This window comes from Streptomyces sp. NPDC059874 (assembly GCF_042731135.1).
GTDB lineage: Bacteria > Actinomycetota > Actinomycetes > Streptomycetales > Streptomycetaceae > Streptomyces.
The window spans coordinates 102908-119789 of record NZ_JBHWJY010000015.1; the positions used below are offsets into that span (position 1 = coordinate 102908).

Sequence of the window (16882 nt, forward strand, 5' to 3'; positions counted from 1 at the left end):
CACTCCCGTAAAGGAACGCCATGCACCGCCAGTCCTCCCTGCGCACCAGACTCGTACGCGGCCTCGGCGCCGCGACCGCCACCGTGGCCCTCGCCTCCGGACTCACCGCCTGCGGCGGCAAGGCCGAGGCCAGCGGGTCGCCCTCCGACGCGGTCACCATCGGCGGAGCGTCCAACGGCGCCGCGCAGCAGGCCGAGCTGTCCGTCCCGGTCGTCGAGTCGCTGCGAGCCCAGCTGCCCGCGGCCGTCCGCGAAAGCGGCGAGCTGGTGATCGGGGTCGGCGCGCTGCCCGCGGGCTACCCGCCGCTGGCCTACCTCGGCACCGACCAGCAGACGCTCACCGGCGCGGAGCCCGACCTCGGCCGACTCGTGGCCGCCACGCTCGGGCTCAAGCCCGTGGTGAAGAACTCCACCTGGGAGAACCTCTTCGTCGGCATCGACAGCGGCAAGGTCGACGTGGCCTTCACCAACGTCACGGTCACCGAGGAGCGCAAGAAGAAGTACGAGTTCGCCTCGTACCGGAAGGATAACCTGGGCTTCGAGGTGCTGAAGGACAACGCCTGGACCTTCGGCGGCGACTTCCGCGGGCTCGCCGGCCGCAACGTCGCGGTCGCTTCGGGCACCAACCAGGAGAAGATCCTGCTGGAGTGGCAGAAGAAGCTCCAGGCCGAGGGCCGGGACTTCAACATCAAGTACTACCCCGACGCCAACAGCACCTACCTGGCCCTGAGCGGCAGGAAGATCGACGTCAACTTCGCCCCGAACCCGTCCATCGCCTACCACGTCACCCAGACGGCGGGCACCAACGCACCCACGCGCAACGCGGGCTCCTACTCGGGCGCCGGCGAGTCGCTCCAGGGCCTGATCGCGGCGACCGCCAAGAAGGACAGCGGGCTGGCCAAGCCGGTGGCGGCGGCGATCAACCACCTGATCGACAACGGCCAGTACCGCAAGCTGCTGACCGCCTGGAACCTGTCCGACGAGGCCGTCACGGCCTCGGAGGTCAACCCGCCCGGCCTGCCGCTGACCAACTCATGAGCGGGGCCGCGCGCACCTCGGTGTCCCCGCGGGTGCTGGGCAACCCGGCCTGGGCGGCGCTCTCCGGTGCGCACGCCGCCCTGGCCGAGTACCCGGCGGGCGGCGGCCGAGCCGCGCGGTACCCGGCGGACGTCTCGCCCTTCAGCGCTCTGGCAGACCCGGACGACCCGCGCTCCTGGGCCGACCTGCACGCACTGGTCGGCGACGGCGAGGTCGCCTCGCTCGCCGGGATCCTGAGCCCGCCCGAAGGCTGGGAGACGCTCGGCGCGATCCCGGGAGTCCAGCTGATCGACACCTCGCTGCGCGCCGAACCGGCTCCCGACGCGGTGCGGCTGGGCCCCGCCGACGTGCCGGAGATCCTCGCCCTGATCGAGCTGACGCGGCCCGGCCCGTTCCGGGCCCGCACCCTCGAGCTGGGTACGTACCTCGGCGTCCGCCACCGGGGCCGGCTCGTCGCGATGGCCGGAGAGCGGCTGCGACCGCCCGGCTGGACCGAGATCAGCGCGGTCTGCACCCATCCCGACCACCGGAACCGGGGGCTGGCGACGCGGCTGGTCCGCGCCGTGGCGGCGGACATCCGGGAACGCGGCGAGGTCCCCTTCCTGCACACCGCCGCGAGCAACACGAACGCGATCCGGCTCTACGAGTCGATCGGCTTCACCCTGCGCCACCGGCTCTTCTTCATGGCGGTCCGGGCACCGGGAAACACTGCCGCCAAATCCTCTTAACACTGCCAACTTCTTTTAATACCGGTGTCATTGAACGGCCCGGAGGTGCGGGCGTAGCGTTTTCGAGAAGACCTCCAATTCCACGGCCCCGATCGATTTACTTCGGTACGGCCGATCAGGAAGGCTCAATTCGACGTGTCCACACTGCATCTCGCCGTCGCCCTTGACGGCACGGGCCGGCATCCGGCTTCCTGGCGCGAGCCGGGCGCCAGGCCGGCGGAGCTGTTCACCGCCCGGTACTGGGCCGACGTCGTCGCCGAGGCCGAGGCCGGGCTGCTGGACTTCGTCACCTTCGAGGACGGCCTCGCCCTCCAGTCCTCCTCCCCCGTCGCGCCCGACGAACGCACCGACCAGGTGCGCGGGCGACTCGACGCGGTGCTCACCGCCGCCCGGATCGCGCCCCTGACCCGGCACATCGGCCTGGTCCCGAGCGTGACGGCCACCCACACCGAGCCGTTCCACATCTCCAAGGCGATCGCGACGCTCGACTACGTCAGCCGGGGCCGCGCCGGCCTGCTCGTGCAGGTGTCGGGACTGCCCCACGAGGCACGCCACTTCGGGCGTCGCGCATTTCCCGTGCCCGTCGGCGAGTTGTCCGGGGAGGCCGCCGACCATGTCGAGGTGGTCCGGCGGCTGTGGGACAGCTGGGAGGACGACGCGGAGATCAGGGACGTGACCACCGGCCGTTTCGTGGACCGGGACAAGCTCCACCACATCGATTTCGAGGGCCCTCACTTCAGCGTCCGGGGCCCCTCGATCACCCCTCGCCCGCCGCAGGGACAGCCCCTGGTCACCGCGTCGTCCGGTGTGCTGGGAGGCTCGGCCGACCTCGTGTACGTCACCCCCCGTGATGCCGATGAGGCCGCCGCCGCCGTCGCGCGGGCGGCGGACGGCACCGCGCACGTCTTCGGCGACCTCGCGGTGTTCCTGGACCGGGACGGCCCGGCGGCCGCCGCCCGCCGGGCCCGGCTCGACGAGCTCGCCGCAGGCCCGTACTCCGATGACGCGGCGACCTTCACCGGTACCCCGGCGCAGCTCGCGGACCTGCTCCAGGAGTGGCGGGCGGCGGGCCTGTCGGGGTTCCGGCTGCGTCCCGGCGTGATCGCCCACGACCTGCCCGCCATCACCCGGGCCGTGGTGCCCGAGCTTCAGCGGCGCGGAGTCTTCCGCCGCGAGTACGGGGCGGACAGCCTGCGCGGCCTGCTGGGGCTGGAGCGTCCCGCGAGCCGCTACGCCGCCCCGCCCGCCGCCTGACCCCGGAAGGACGAACCATGAGCACCAAGCCGCTCAAGCGGATCCATCTCGCGGCCCACTTCCCGGGCGTCAACAACACCACCGTGTGGAGCGACCCGGCGGCCGGCAGCCACATCGACTTCGAGTCGTTCGTCCACTTCGCGCGGACCGCCGAGCGCGCCAAGTTCGACTTCCTCTTCCTCGCCGAGGGGCTCAGACTCCGTGAACAGGGCGGCAAACTGTACGACTTGGATGTCGTCGGCCGCCCCGACACGTTTACGGTCCTCGCTGCGCTGGCGGCGGTCACCGAGCGCCTCGGCCTGACCGGCACCATCAACTCCACCTTCAACGAGCCGTACGAGGTGGCCCGCCAGTTCGCCTCGCTCGACCACCTCTCCGACGGTCGGGCCGCCTGGAACGTCGTCACCTCCTGGGACGCCTTCACCGGTGAGAACTTCCGGCGCGGCGGATTCCTGCCGCGCGAGGACCGCTACTCCCGCGCCCAGGAGTTCCTGGCCACGGCCGGCGAGCTCTTCGACTCGTGGGACGGCACCGAGATCGTCGCCGACGCCGGATCGGGCACCTTCCTGCGTGACGCCCGGGCCGGGGCCTTCAGCCACCGGGGACGCCACTTCGACATCGAAGGCCGGTTCAACGTCCCGCGCAGCCCGCAGGGCCGGCCGGTGATCTTCCAGGCGGGCGACTCCGACGAGGGACGCGAGTTCGCCGCCTCCAGTGCCGACGCGATCTTCGGCCGGTACGGGACCCTCGACGAGGGCCGCGCGTTCTACGCCGACGTCAAGGGCCGGCTCGCCAAGTACGGTCGTACGCACCATCAGTTGAAGATCCTCCCCGCGGCCACCTTCGTCCTCGGCGACACCGACGCCGAGGCGCAGGAGATCGCCCACGAGGTGCGCCGGCTCCAGGTCAGCGGGCAGACCGCGATCAAGTATCTGGAGCACGTCTGGAACCGGGACCTGTCGTCCTACGACCCGGACGGCCCGCTGCCCGAGGTCGATCCCGAGGTCGGGGAGAACACCATCGCCCTCGGGCGGGCGAGCGTACGCCAGTTCTCCGACCCGCTCGCCACGGCCCGCCAGTGGCGCGAGCTGGCCCGGGCCAAGAACCTCTCCATCCGCGAACTCGTCATCGCCACCACCTCCCGCCAGACCTTCGTCGGCTCGGCTTCCACGGTCGCCGGGCAGATCGACGACCTGGTGCAGGCCGACGCGGCCGACGGCTTCATCCTCGTCCCGCACATCACCCCGGGCGGCCTGGACGTGTTCGCGGACACCGTCGTCCCGCTGCTCCAGGAGCGCGGCGTCTTCCGCACCGACTACGAGGGCAGCACCCTGCGCGACCACCTCGGGCTGGCCGTGCCGAAGGCGGAGCCGGCCGTCCGGGGGGCCGCGGCCTCGTGAAGTTCCTGGCCATCACCCTGATCACGGACTCCTCGGACCCGGTGACGGGCGCCCCCACCCCGACCCGGGAGCGGTTCCGCGAGGTGGTCGCCTCCGCGCTGCTCGCGGAGGAGCTCGGTTTCGACGGGTTCGGTGTGGGCGAGCGCCACGAGCGGCCGTTCCTGTCGTCCTCGCCGCCGGTGGTACTCGCCCACATCGCGGCGCTGACCCGCCGGATCCGGCTGTTCACCGCCGTCACCACGCTGAGCCTGCTCGATCCGGTCCGGGCGTACGAGGACTACGCGACGCTCGATCACCTCAGCGACGGCCGCCTGGAGCTGATGATCGGCAAGGGCAACGGCACGGCCCAGCGCGAGCTGTTCGACGTGACCCCCGAGGACCAGTGGGAGCGCAACGCGGAGGGTTACGAGCTGTTCCGGCGGATCTGGCGCGAGGACAAGGTGACGGCCCGGCCGCGCTTTCGTCCCGCGCTGACCGGGGCGGAGGTGCTGCCCAGGCCGTTCCAGCGGGCGGTACGCGTCTGGCACGGCAGTGCCACGAGCCGGGAGTCCGTCGATCTCGCCGCGCGCTACGGCGACCCGCTGTTCTCGGCGAACGTCACCCATCCGATCGGCCCGTACGCCGAGCTGATCCGCCACTACCGGGAGCGCTGGGAGCAGTACGGGCACGATCCGGCGCACGCGGTCGTGGGCGCGGGCACGGCCGGCTTCCACACGGCCCCCACCTCTCAGCAGGCGGTGTCGGCGTACCGGCCGGCCTTCGCCAGGTACCTCGCCTTCCACGAACAAGTCGGCGCGGCTCCCGTCTTCCCGACCCTGGAGGACTTCGTCGAACGCAGTTCCGCGCTGATCGGCAGCCCGCAGCAGGTGATCGAGAAGGTCCACCGCTACCACGAGGAGTTCGGCCACACCGTCCTGCACCTGCAGGCCGAGCCGGGAGGGCTCACGCACACGGAGCACCGCGCCTCACTCGAACTCTTCCAGTCGGAGATCGCGCCGGTGCTCCGCCGCGAGATCCCCGACCCGCACTTCCCCGACCTTTAAGGAGCCGTCATGTCCGGCATTCCCCTCGGGGTCCTCGACCTCGTCCCGGTCCCGTCCGGCTCCACCGCCGCCGAGGCCCTGCACCACAGCATCGACCTCGCCCGGCAGACCGAACGCTTCGGCTACGCCCGCTACTGGTTCGCCGAGCACCATCTCAACCCGGGGGTCGCGGGGACCTCTCCGGCGGTGGTCCTCGCGCTGACCGCCTCGGCGACCAGCACCATCCGCCTCGGCTCCGGCGCCGTGCAGCTCGGACACCGCACCGCGCTGTCGACGGTCGAGGAGTTCGGCCTGATCGACGCGCTGCACCCCGGGCGCCTGGACCTGGGCCTGGGCCGCTCGGCGGGCCGGTCGGCGCCGAGTTCCGGATCCGGCGAGCCCGCGCCGCCGCAGACTCCGGTCGTGGACGGGTACGCCCCGAACGGACTGCGCATCCCCGCCCGGTTCTCCTTCGCCCACCTCCTCGGCCATCCGCGCGTCGCGCTCCAGCAGAAGCTGCTGAACCTGCCAGGTGCCCAGCCGCAGGACTACGCCGAGCAGATCGACGACGTCCTGGCCCTGCTCCGGGGCGAGTACCGCTCCCCGGAGGGGGTGGAGGCGCATGCCGTTCCGGGTGAGGGGGCCGACGTACAGGTGTGGATCCTGGGCAGCAGCGGCGGGGTCAGCGCGGAGACTGCGGGCCGGAACGGGCTGCGGTTCGCGGCCAACTACCACGTCAGCCCCGCCTCGGTGTTGGAGGCCGCCGAGGGCTACCGGGCCGCATTCAAGCCGTCGGCGGAGCTGGACCGTCCGTACCTGACGGTGTCCGCGGACGTGGTCGTGGCCGAGGACGACGAGACCGCCAGGGAACTGGCCACCGGGTACGCGCCCTGGGTACGCAGCATCCGTACCGCCGAGGGCGCCATCCCCTTCCCCAGCCCGGCCGAGGCGCGCGCACTGCCCTGGTCGGAGGCGGACCGGGCACTCGTCGCCGATCGGGTGGAGACCCAGTTCGTGGGGTCCGCGCGGACGGTCGCCGATCACCTGGAGCGGCTCCAGGAGGCCACCGGGGCGGACGAGTTGCTGATCACCACCATCACGCACGACCACGCGGACCGGGTCCGCTCCTACCGTCTGCTGGCCGAGGAGTGGCAGCGCCGCTGACCGACAGCCGGGCGAGTTCGTCCCGCCGTCGGGTCAGGCGGGCGATCTCGGCATCGAGGGCGGCGATCCGCCGGTCGACGACGGGGGCGAAGCTCCCGGCCCGGCCGGCGGAGCCGCACGGGGGCGGTGGGTCCTGGGTGAGCAGCACAAGCCGGTCCGCGCGGGTGCGCAGGTCCTGGATGGTGAGGCCGAGGCCCAGGAGCTCGCGGATGACGCGGACCAGGGCCACCTCGGCGGGACCGTAGACGCGCTGGCCGGAGGGACTGCGTACGGGAGGGGGCAGCAGACCGCGCTCCTCGTACAGGCGCAGTGCCCGCGCCGTGGTCCCAGCCGCCGCTGCCGCGTCACCGATGCGCAACCCGCCGCCCTCCTTCCGGGCCACCCCTACAACCGCACGACGACCGCGCCGAAATGGCGCCCGGCGATCAATTCCGGCAACGCGGCCGTGGCCCGCCGCATTCCCTCGATCTCCGTGTAGGGGAAGCGGATCTCACCGGACCGCAGCCAGCCGCCGAAGCGACCGGTCCACTCGGCCTCCACCCCCGGGTGGTCCGCGCCGGCGTACCCGGCGAGGGAGACGCCGCGGATCACTAGGTGGAAGGTGTCGATCTCGGCCGGCGCGCCGGCGCCGCCCGTGCCGGGCGCCAGCTGCCCGGACAGTGCACCGACCAGGGCCACCCGGGCTCCCTGGCGGGCGGCTCCCAGGGCGGCGGACAGCTGCGCTCCGCCCACGGAGTCCAGGACGACGTCGAGTCCCTCGGGTGCGGCTTCGCGCAGCCGGTCGGCCAACGGCCGCTGCCCGGGACCTTCCACCAGCACGTGGTCGTAGCCGAGTTCGCGTACGAGCCGGTCGGCCTTGTGTGGCGACCGGGTGCTGCCGATCACCTTCGCGGCCCCGAGCAGCCGGGCGATCTGTCCGGCCAGCGTGCCGACCGCTCCCGCCGCACCCGAGACGAGGACCACATCGCCCGGGCGGACCCGGGCGAGGCGGGTCAGGGCTCCGTACGGCGCCGATCCCTGGGCCAGGTGAGCCACCGGCGTGGGCAGTCCGGGGTCGAGGGGAGTGACCTGCCCGGCGGGCAGCAGGGCGTGGTCGCGCCAGCCGGCCATGTGGAACACGAGGTCGCCGGCCCGGAGCGTGCCGTCGCCCGGCGCGGCGACCACCTCGCCCACCGCGGGGCCGAAGAGGGTGTCCCCGGCGGCGAGTGTCGGCAGCGGCAGCCCTTCGATGCGGCCGCCGATGAGGGTGCGCAGGCCGGGGAAGACCAGGAAGTGTCGGTTGCGCACCAGCACCTGGCCCGGTTCCGGGATGGGGAGCGAGGCCTCGGCCAGGGTGAAGTGCCTTGGTTCGGGCAGGCCTTCGGGCACCGAGGCGAGGCGGACTTCGAGGGCGGTGCGGGGCAGGGCGGCGGTGGGCATGCGCGGGCTCCTTGAAGACACGGGCGGGCGGGGTGCGGTGACGCTAACCCCTGACCCGCGCGTCAAGGTCAAGCCCCGACCCGCGGCCGATCCGGCCGGCACGGGTCGCGTGCCGGCCGGATCGGCCTGCGGGATCAGCCGCCGTCGCGGACCGAGACGATGCCGTTGAAGACGCCGACGTAGGCCGTGCCGTCCGGGCCGAGGGTGATCGGGGCCCAGTTGTTGTCGTACAGCGGTCCGGTGCCGGTCAGCTTGCTCCAGCGCCGCTCACCGGTGCGGAAGTCGACCGCGGTGAGGTACCAGGCGTCGATGCCCAGGACGTTGGGCTGCTTCTCGTAGAAGTAGAGCAGCCCGTTGGCGGTGGAGAGCTTGGGGACGACGGAGGGAGCGCGGATCGCGCTCTCCCAGACCGTGTCGCAGCCGCTGCCGTCCGGGCGGACGTCGATGCGGCTGACGCCGCCGACGACCGACCTGCCGAGGAGCAGCGACGTCACGTTCTCGTAGCCGTAGTTGTTCTCGACGACGATGCTGTTGCCCCAGGTGATGAGGGAGTTGTCAGTGGTCGAGGCGCCGGAGCCGAACACCGGCACCTTGCAGACCAGCCGCTGGTCCGCGGGCACGTTCACGCCCCGCTTGTAGACCAGGACGTTCATCCGGTCGTCGGCGTTGTCGGTGATGGCGACGTAGCCGTTGCCGAAGAGGTCCGGGGTGGTTCCCGAACCCTGGTTGACGGAACCGGGCTTGGTGCCGGTGCCGCGGTCGTACGTCTGGCGCCACTGCACCTCGGGGGTGCCGTCGGCGGCGGCGCGGAAGCTGTACAGCGCGTGGTCGCTGACGATGGAGACACCGTCATCGGCGACCGAGAAGGAGTTCTGGATCTCCTCGCCGGGCAGCTGGATGGCCCGGATCTGCGAGGTCGCCGGGTCCACGGTGCCGACCCGGCCCTGGCGGGTGACCCACCAGATGCGGCCGTTCCAGTCGGGCATCACCGAGGTGACGGGGTCACAGGTGCCGCTGGGCCACAGGTTGGTCCAGCTGACGCAGTCGTGCGGGACGTGACCGGTGAGGTCCCAGTCGTTGTCGACCGTGAACTTCCAGCTGCCGTCCGGGTTCCGGGAGTGCGCGAGGCGCAGGATGTGCTGGCGGGAGTCGGCCAGCACGGCCCGGTCCTGGTCGTCCAGGTAGAAGTAGGCGCCGCCCGAGGTGTCCTTGAAGATCTTCGAGAAGTCGAGCGAGGTGATCGCCTGGACCGTCGAAGAGCGCTGCGGGAGCTGGTACTCCGCGAGCGTGGCGAGCGTACGGGGCTCCAGGAGCTTGACCTTGAAGCCGGAGAAGGTGCCGCACACCGTGACGAGCCGGCCGCCGGTGTCGAAGGTGGCGGTGGCGCATTCGCCGCCGAGAGCGGCAATGGCCTCGCTCTTGACCTGGAGGTTCTTGCCGAGCGGTCCCGACCAGGGCGAGGTGGCGCTGCCGGCCGCGTCGGAGTGCATGCCGCTGCGGCCGTTCGGCGCGAGGAAGGGGTGCTGCGGGGGCGCTTCCCCGGGCAGCGGGGCGGCGGTGGCGGGGCCGCCCTCGTAGTGGCTGACCAGGCGGTGGCCGGGGGTCTTGGGTATCTCGTCGGCCCCCGCCGGTGTGATGCCGTAGATCGTCGTGAACACGGCGACCACCGGCACCACAGCGCAGTTCAGCGCTCTTCGGAACATCCGGGCTTCCTCCCTGTCTCTTCAGTTTTGTTGACAATGTGTCTGACATCGCGCCGCCGCCAGACGCTAGATCGCCGTGCCCGAAGAGTCCATGGAGGTGCCGGATGATTCACGAACGCGCAATGGTTGATCGACTTCGCCGGTCTACGGTTTGAGGCTGCCGACCACGTTCGCGGTGGCGGTCAGGCCGTCGTGGATCGTCGTGGCCATGCTGCTGCTCGCCAGGTAGAAGCCGAGCAGCACGCAGACGAGCGCGTGCGAGAACTTGAGGCCGCCGCTGCGCAGGAAGATCCACGCGAGGACGAGGAGCAGGACGACCACGGAGAGGGAAATCACCATCGAAACCTCCTTACTCGGCGCCATGGTGGCGCAGCCAGGGGTTCCTTCGGGCGAACGACGTGTCCGCCGAACGGGTGTTGACCGTCCGTGACGTTCGACCGGTCCTTGACGATCAGTTCTTGACGATCAGTTCTTGGCGATCTCGCTCCAGCGGGTCGTACGGTCGCACCAGCGCTCCAGCAGCACCGGATCGTGGCCGACCGCCAGGAGCCCGGCCCCGCTCACGGCGCGGCACTCCTCAAGAGCTATTGCAAATAGCTCGCAATGATGTCGGACATCTTGCCCGGCCCGCGATCCGCATGCCATACATGTCTAGACCTTTCCGAGGAAGCGGAGGACGGCACCGTGCGACGCACCGCCCCCACGCTCGCCCTGTGCCTGGCCCTGGCCGGCCTGCCGGCCTGCACCGCACCCGACACCCGACCCCCGGCCGCCCCCACCGGGCTCACCGCCCAGGCGGGCAGCGCCACCAGCGTGCACGTCATGTGGGAGGCGGTGGCCGAGCGCGAGCGGGTGAGCGGATACCAGGTCTTCGAAGCCGGCCGCCTGGTGCGCGAACTCCCGGCCGAGAAGACCATGGTGGACGTCACGGGCCTGACCCCGCAGACCGGCTACGCGTTCACGGTCCGGGCCCGGGACACCGCCGGGAACCTCTCCGAGCCGGGACCGGCCGTGCACGTCACCACCCCGGCGGCCAAGGCCGAGGACCGCCGGGCCCCCACCGCCCCGGCATCGACCACGGCCCGCGCGACCGGGCCCCGGACCGCCTGGGTGTCCTGGTCCGCCGCGACGGACGACACCGGCGTGACCGCGTACGACGTCTACCAGGGCGGTGTACGCATCCACACCGCGGAACCCGGCGCGAGCGGCACCGCGCTCGGCGGCCTCCGGCCCGACACCGTCTACACCTTCACGGTCCGCGCCCGGGACGGGGCGGACAACTCCTCCCCCGACGGCCCCGCCGTGGACGTGACGACCCCGCCGGCCTCCGGTGACGGGCCCGGCACCGCACCCTCGGAGTTCACGGCGACCGCCGCACCGGGCACGGTGACCCTCACCTGGACCGCCCCGGACACCGGCCGCGAGACCAGCGAGTACGAGCTCCACGTCAACGGACGGGCCACGACCGTCATCCAGTTCGGCGCGGGCGCCGTCCCCAGCGGCCGGGCGGAGCACCGGCTGACGGTGACCGAGCCGGCCGGTACGGTATGGGTCGTGAAACTGCGGGCCCGACTTCCCGACGGCGACTGGGGCGCCTTCTCCGCAGAGCGGAGCATCACCCTCACGGGGTGAGTTTCGGCAACGATCTGACCGAAATCAGCCCTGTCGGATTAGAAGATCACGCACAATACATCCGTGTTCGGTGAGTACTCGGTCAACGACAATCAGGCTGGATCCGCCGGCGGCGATCCCGCGCCTGCCCCGGGCACCTCGGCGGGGAACCTGCCGCCGCAGCCCTCGGCCTTCGTCGGCCGCGAGCGTGAACTGGCGCTCCTGCGCGATCTGTTGGAGGAGCGGAGGCTGGTCACCCTCACCGGGGTGGGCGGTGTCGGCAAGTCCCGGCTCGCCCTGCGGGCCGTCTCCGAGGCCGTCGGGCCGAGACCCGACGGCGTGTGGTGGGTGGAGCTGTCACCACTGCGCGATCCCGGCCTGCTCACCACGACCATCGCCCACGCCGTCGGCCTCGCCGACCACTCCTCGCGGCCCCTGGACGAGGAGCTGTGCGCCTGGATGGCCGACAAGCAGCTCCTGCTCGTGCTGGACACCTGCGAGCACCTGGTGACCGACTGCCGCCACCTGGTGGGCGAACTCCTGCAGTCCGCCCCCGGGTTGACGGTCGTGGTCACCTCCCGCGAGCCGCTCGGCTCCCCGGGCGAACAGGTCGTCGAGGTCCGCCCGCTGCCCTGCGAGGGGCCGGACAGCGATGCCCTCGCCCTCTTCCGCGCCCGCGCCCTCGCCGCGACCCCGCAGGCGGCGGCCGTCTTCGCGGACCCCGCACGCGCGGCGGTCGCCGCCGAGGTGTGCAGGCGCCTCGACGGCATCCCGCTCGCCCTCGAACTCGCGGGCGCCCGGATGCGGTTGTGGACGCTGGAGCAGATGGCCGAGCGGCTCGACGAGCGCTTCGACCTGCTGTCGACGTGCCACTCGCCGGACGGCCGCGCCGCCGGACTGCCCCGGCACCAGACGATGCGCACCACCATCGGCTGGAGCCACGAGCTGTGCGAGCCGCTGGAACGGCTGCTGTGGGCCCGACTCTCCGTCTTCTCGGGTGACTTCGACGTCGCCGCCGCCCGCGCGGTGTGCGCGGGCGGCCCGCTGGCCGCCTCCCGCGTGGAGCGCGTACTGACGGGCCTGGTCGCCAAGTCCGTGCTGCTGCGCACCGAGGAGCGCGGCGCGGGGGCCCGCTACCGGATGCTGGACACGATCCGCGAGTACGGGCACGACTGGCTGGGCGAACTCGGCGAGGTACAGCTCCTCTCCGACCGGCACGCCCACTGGTACGCGGCCCTCTCCGAAGCCGCCGACCGGGGCTGGCTGGGGCCGGGGCAGGTGGACTGGTACCGCAGGATCACCGCCGAGCACGCACAGCTCCGTACGGCCCTGGAGCACCTGCTGGGCACCGACCCCCAGGCGGCCCTGGGAATGGCCGGGGCGCTGTGGTTCTACTGGTTCTCCTGCGGGCACGTGCACGAGGGCCGCGGCTTCCTGGAACGCGCCCTCCGGGCCTCCCCGCACCCGGGCCCCGCATACAACCAGGCCCTGTGGGCACTCGGGCTCACCGCGCTGCTCCAGGGCGACATGGACACGGCCCGCAACCTCGGCGAGCAGTGCACGCGGGACGCCGCCCTCCTGTCGGACCCCGAGCGGGAGCTGCGCGCGGCCTACCTGCACGCGGTGTCGGTGCTGATGCCGGGCGATCCCGTACGAGCCCTCGCGCTGGCCGGACCTCGGGCCCGGGCGGGCCACGGCGGGCGCACGAGCGGCGCGGGCTGGCTGCTGTGCAGGCTGGCCACCTCTTACGCGCTGTGCGACCTGCGGCGGTTCGAAGAGGCGGCGCAGGAGGCGCGGGCCCTCCGGGAGGCCTGCGCGGAGCTGGGCGAACGGTGGCTGCGGGCCTACGCCGACTACGTCCTGGCGGTGGCCGCGCTGGGCCTGGGCGAGCACGGGGAGGCCGCCCGGCACGTCAGGGCGATGCTGTCCGGGAAACGGCTGCTCGGCGACCGCTTCGGCATCGCGCTGGGCCTCGACCTGCTGGCCGCTGCGGTGGCGGCACTGGGCGACGGTGAGCTGGCGGCGCGGCTGCTGGGCACCGGGCACGCGTGGTGGCGCACGGTGGGCCGGCCACAGATGGGCTCCCCCTCGCTGACGGCCCTGCGGGACCAGGGCGAGCGGCAGGCTCGGGCGGCGATCGGCGACGCCGCGTACGAGACGGCCTTCCTGGGCGGCGCGGCCGCACCCACCGGCTGACTTCCGGCCGGTGGGTGGCGTCGTACTGAATTACTGCCGGCGTCGGCTCCCGTCAGTACGGGAGGGGTCTGCCCGACGGTGTGCGCAGGTCCAGGTCTCGGGGAGCGGGCTTGGGGACGGGCTTGCGGATCAGCTGCTGGCGCATGCTGCCTCCTGGCTCAGACCAGGGCCGGGCGGCGGGGTTCCACCGTCTGGCCTTCGGGGAGCAGTTCACCGGTGTCGTCGAAGACGACCACGCCGTTGCAGAGCAGGCTCCAACCCTGTTCGGGATGGGAGGCCACGGTGCGGGCGGCGTCGTGATCGGCGCTGTCGGCGGACGGGCAGGGGGGCTGGTGGGAGCACATGGCGCACCTCCTCGCAGTGTGGGGCGGGAAGGCCGGTGGTCACCCGGTCGAATCCGCGATCCACGGTGGCGGTGAGTATTGCTGATCGCCACCCCCCGACGGAACCCATATTCGCGGTCCAGTTCAAGCTGTGTATGCCCGATTACCATGCGCTCATGCCCGTTATCCGGATCGTTCACCGAACGTCGTTGCCGCCCTCCGAATCATGGGAGCGGCTGACGGACTGGGCGGGACACGGAGCCCAGGTCCCTTTCACCCGGACGATCATCGAGACGGCCCCGCCGACGCGCGTCGGAACGATCTTCACGGCCCGGACGGGCGTGGGCAGGATCACATTCGACGACCCGATGGAAGTCGTGGTCTGGCACCCCCCGACGGACACCGCGCCGGCCCTCGTCCGACTGGAGAAGCGCGGCCGCGCGGTAACGGGCTGGGCGGAGATCGAGATCCACCCGTCCCCCACCGGCGGCAGCGAGATCCACTGGCGCGAGGACCTGCGCCTGCGAGGCCTGCCCCGCGCCCTGGATCCCGCGGTCGCGGCGGCGGGCCGCCGCCTCTTCGGGCGGGCCCTCGCCCGGCTGCTGCGCCCCTGAGCACACGGACCAGGGTGCCGTGATCACCGCGTCGCCTCCGTGCCCCCGCCACCGCCGCAGCAGGACGTCGACCCGCACGCCCCGGGCAGCCCCTACGCCCCGCGGCAGGCATCCCCTCCGGCCCGGCCCGGCCCGCCGAGGCACAGCGCCTAGCGGATCGGCATGCCGGAGAGCGTGCGCGCGATCACCAGCCGCTGGATCTCGCTCGTCCCCTCGAAGATCGTGTAGATCGCGCTGTCCCGGTGCATGCGCTCCACCGGGTACTCCCGGGTGAAGCCGTTGCCGCCCAGGATCTGGACCGCCTGCGCGGTCACCTTCTTGGCCACCTCGCTCGCGAAGAGCTTCGACATCGAGCCCTCCGCCGAGGTGAACGGCCGGCCGGCGACCGCCATCCACGAGGCCCGCCACACCAGCAGTCGGGCCGCGTCGATCTGCGTGCGCATGTCGGCGAGCTGGAAGGCCACGCCCTGGTTGTCGATGATCGGGCGGCCGAACTGCGTACGGGTCTTGGCGTAGTCCAGGGCCACCTCGTACGCCGCCCGCGCCGTACCCACGGCCATCGCACCGACCGCCGGCCGGGAGGCCTCGAAGGTGGCCATGGCGGCGTTCTTCACCCGCTCGCCCCCGCCGCTGCGGGCCCGCTCGTGGGCCCGCGCCAGGCGCTCGTCCAGCTTCTCCTTGCCGCCGAGCAGGCAGGACCCCGGAACCCGTACGTCCTCCAGTACGACCTCGGCGGTGTGCGAGGCCCGGATCCCGTGCTTCTTGAACTTCTGCCCCTGGGACAGCCCCGGGGTGTTCGGCGGCACGATGAAGGAGGCGTGGCCCTTGGTCCCCAGTTCCGGGTCGACCACGGCCACGACGATGTGGACGTTGGCGATGCCGCCGTTGGTCGCCCACGTCTTGGTGCCGTTCAGCACCCACTCGTCCTTGGCCTGGTCGTACACCGCGCGGGTCCGCATGGACCCGACGTCCGACCCGGCGTCCGGCTCGGAGGAGCAGAAGGCGGCGACCTTCACGTCGTCCGGGGTGCCGTACATCTGCGGGATCCAGGTGCCGATCTGCTCCTCGGTGCCGTTGGCGACGACGCCGATGGCCGCGAGTCCGGTGCCCACGATGGACAGGGCGATGCCCGCGTCGCCCCAGAAGAGCTCCTCCATCGCCATCGGGATGCCGAGGCCCGTGGGGTCGAAGAACTGCTGGGCGTAGAAGTCCAGGGAGTAGATGCCGACCTTGGCGGCCTCCTGGATGACGGGCCAGGGAGTCTCCTCGCGCTCGTCCCATTCAGCGGCGGCGGGCCGGATCACGTCGGCGGCGAAGCCATGGATCCATTCCTGTACCTGCTTCTGGTCCTCGTTGAGCTCCATGGTGAACTCCGCCATGTCCCCTCCACCTGTCCGTACTCGTCCTAGCGCGGGTTACTAGCGGTAACCAGCACGATCGGCACAGTCTGTTACCGGTGAGTAAGCACTGTCAAGCGCGGCCGAAGGAGGTACGACCGATGGGATCGACAGGGTGTGCGGGGTGTTACGTTGCGTGGGCGTCACGCACATCGCAAGGGCGGGGAGAAAACACGTCATGGAGACCACGCAGCAGGCCGGCGAGCCCGGAGCGGCCGATCGCCGGCGGCGGGAGCTGCTCGAAGCGGCCGACCGGGTCGTACTCAGGGACGGCCCCAAGGCCTCCATGAACGCCATCGCGGCCGAGGCCGGCATCACGAAGCCCATCCTCTACCGCCACTTCGGCGACAAGGCGGGCCTCTACCAGGCGCTGGCCGTACGGCACACCGACGCCCTGCTGGACTCCCTGCGGGCCGCGCTCGACGCCCCGGCGGAGCGGCGGAGCCGGGTGGAGCACACCCTCGACACCTACCTCGCAGCCATCGAGGCCCGCCCGCAGGTGTACCGCTTCCTGATGCACCCGGCCGAGGACTCCCACAGCGCCGAGCGCGGCTTCGACGTCGGTCTGCACTCGGCGCCGCTGCTGCGCAGGCTCGGCGAGGAGCTGGCCCAGGTGATCGGCGAACGGGTCGACCTCGGCCCCGGCGGCGAACGCCTGGCCCGGGTCTGGGGCCACGGCATCGTCGGCATGATGCACGCGGCGGGCGACTGGTGGCTGGGCGAACGCCCCTGCGAGCGCGCGGAGCTGGTGGCCGGCCTCACGGACCTCCTCTGGGGCCGCCTGGCCACAGCCGGCAACCGCGAAGACGGCCCGGGCTTCTGACCCCTCCGACTCCGCCGAACCAAACCCCGCCCCTCCGGCCTCCGCCGGGCCACCCACGCCGCGCGCCTCAGGCCCCGCCGAGTCCCTTCGACCCTGCCGGGGCAATCCAGCGCATCCGACCCTGCCGGGGCAAATGCCAGCCCCTCCGGCGTTTGAGGAGCGGGTCCGGGCGGAGCCCGGTGCCCGGCGGA

16 protein-coding genes and 1 pseudogene are annotated in these 16882 nt (G+C 72.1%); 10 read left to right on the top strand and 7 right to left on the bottom strand.

The features are described 5' to 3' along the window. The first annotated feature begins 20 nt into the window (after positions 1 to 20). From ACFV9H_RS11830 to ACFV9H_RS11855, 6 genes are all read left to right on the top strand, one after another. Positions 21 to 1037 (top strand): transporter substrate-binding domain-containing protein, encoded by a 1017-nt coding sequence (locus ACFV9H_RS11830; RefSeq protein ID WP_385396597.1) that lies wholly within the window; start codon positions 21 to 23, stop codon positions 1035 to 1037. Next, positions 1034 to 1765 (top strand): GNAT family N-acetyltransferase, encoded by a 732-nt coding sequence (locus ACFV9H_RS11835; RefSeq protein ID WP_385396599.1) that lies wholly within the window; start codon positions 1034 to 1036, stop codon positions 1763 to 1765. The genes ACFV9H_RS11830 and ACFV9H_RS11835 overlap by 4 nt, the downstream gene beginning before the upstream one ends. 144 nt (positions 1766 to 1909) lie before the next feature. Next, the gene (locus ACFV9H_RS11840) at positions 1910 to 3019 is read left to right on the top strand and encodes an LLM class flavin-dependent oxidoreductase (protein ID WP_385396627.1); all 1110 of its coding nucleotides are present in this window, start codon (positions 1910 to 1912) and stop codon (positions 3017 to 3019) included. Positions 3020 to 3036: 17 nt separating this feature from the next. Beyond that, entirely contained in the window at positions 3037 to 4419 is a 1383-nt protein-coding gene (locus ACFV9H_RS11845) for an NtaA/DmoA family FMN-dependent monooxygenase (protein ID WP_385396601.1), read from the top strand. Beyond that, entirely contained in the window at positions 4416 to 5462 is a 1047-nt protein-coding gene (locus ACFV9H_RS11850; RefSeq protein WP_385396603.1) for an LLM class flavin-dependent oxidoreductase, read from the top strand. Before ACFV9H_RS11845 ends, ACFV9H_RS11850 begins: the two co-directional genes overlap by 4 nt. A gap of 9 nt (positions 5463 to 5471) precedes the next feature. Continuing rightward, positions 5472 to 6605 carry an LLM class flavin-dependent oxidoreductase gene (locus tag ACFV9H_RS11855; protein ID WP_385396605.1) on the top strand — a complete coding sequence of 378 codons (1134 nt, stop codon included), beginning with the start codon at positions 5472 to 5474 and terminating at the stop codon, positions 6603 to 6605. Here the strand turns inward: ACFV9H_RS11855 and ACFV9H_RS11860 are convergent. The 5 genes and pseudogenes from ACFV9H_RS11860 to ACFV9H_RS11880 all read right to left on the bottom strand — a co-directional run. Beyond that, positions 6538 to 6963, bottom strand: coding sequence for a MerR family transcriptional regulator (locus ACFV9H_RS11860; RefSeq protein ID WP_385396607.1), 426 nt, complete (start codon positions 6961 to 6963; stop codon positions 6538 to 6540). The genes ACFV9H_RS11855 and ACFV9H_RS11860 overlap by 68 nt on opposite strands. Positions 6964 to 6989: 26 nt before the next feature. Further along, positions 6990 to 8024, bottom strand: a complete 1035-nt coding sequence (locus ACFV9H_RS11865; RefSeq protein WP_385396609.1) for an MDR family NADP-dependent oxidoreductase — start codon at positions 8022 to 8024, stop codon at positions 6990 to 6992. A 134-nt stretch (positions 8025 to 8158) separates the two neighbouring features. After that, the gene (locus ACFV9H_RS11870) at positions 8159 to 9727 is read right to left on the bottom strand and encodes a hypothetical protein (RefSeq protein WP_385396611.1); all 1569 of its coding nucleotides are present in this window, start codon (positions 9725 to 9727) and stop codon (positions 8159 to 8161) included. 144 nt (positions 9728 to 9871) lie between these two features. After that, a complete protein-coding gene (locus tag ACFV9H_RS11875; protein WP_385396613.1) occupies positions 9872 to 10066 on the bottom strand; it encodes a hypothetical protein in 195 nt (64 codons plus the stop codon). Positions 10067 to 10192: 126 nt separating this feature from the next. Beyond that, positions 10193 to 10309, bottom strand: a pseudogene (locus tag ACFV9H_RS11880) (ABC transporter ATP-binding protein); the annotation flags it as partial. A gap of 102 nt (positions 10310 to 10411) precedes the next feature. Here ACFV9H_RS11880 and ACFV9H_RS11885 point away from each other — a divergent pair. Next, entirely contained in the window at positions 10412 to 11359 is a 948-nt protein-coding gene (locus tag ACFV9H_RS11885; protein ID WP_385396615.1) for a fibronectin type III domain-containing protein, read from the top strand. A 63-nt stretch (positions 11360 to 11422) separates the two neighbouring features. Further along, positions 11423 to 13534, top strand: coding sequence for an ATP-binding protein (locus ACFV9H_RS11890; protein WP_385396617.1), 2112 nt, complete (start codon positions 11423 to 11425; stop codon positions 13532 to 13534). Positions 13535 to 13692: 158 nt separating this feature from the next. Here the strand turns inward: ACFV9H_RS11890 and ACFV9H_RS11895 are convergent, their stop codons facing one another. Next, positions 13693 to 13878: a DUF5999 family protein gene (locus tag ACFV9H_RS11895; RefSeq protein ID WP_365170754.1), complete on the bottom strand. Its 186-nt coding sequence runs from the start codon at positions 13876 to 13878 to the stop codon at positions 13693 to 13695. 155 nt (positions 13879 to 14033) lie between these two features. Here ACFV9H_RS11895 and ACFV9H_RS11900 point away from each other — a divergent pair, with 155 nt between their 5' ends. Beyond that, the gene (locus tag ACFV9H_RS11900) at positions 14034 to 14471 is read left to right on the top strand and encodes an SRPBCC family protein (protein ID WP_385396619.1); all 438 of its coding nucleotides are present in this window, start codon (positions 14034 to 14036) and stop codon (positions 14469 to 14471) included. A gap of 149 nt (positions 14472 to 14620) precedes the next feature. Here the strand turns inward: ACFV9H_RS11900 and ACFV9H_RS11905 are convergent, their stop codons facing one another. Then, positions 14621 to 15850 carry an acyl-CoA dehydrogenase family protein gene (locus ACFV9H_RS11905; protein ID WP_385396621.1) on the bottom strand — a complete coding sequence of 410 codons (1230 nt, stop codon included), beginning with the start codon at positions 15848 to 15850 and terminating at the stop codon, positions 14621 to 14623. Between the two features lie 196 nt (positions 15851 to 16046). Between ACFV9H_RS11905 and ACFV9H_RS11910 the strand changes: the two genes are divergently transcribed. After that, positions 16047 to 16691: a TetR family transcriptional regulator gene (locus ACFV9H_RS11910; RefSeq protein ID WP_385396623.1), complete on the top strand. Its 645-nt coding sequence runs from the start codon at positions 16047 to 16049 to the stop codon at positions 16689 to 16691. Positions 16692 to 16882 lie beyond the last annotated feature (191 nt).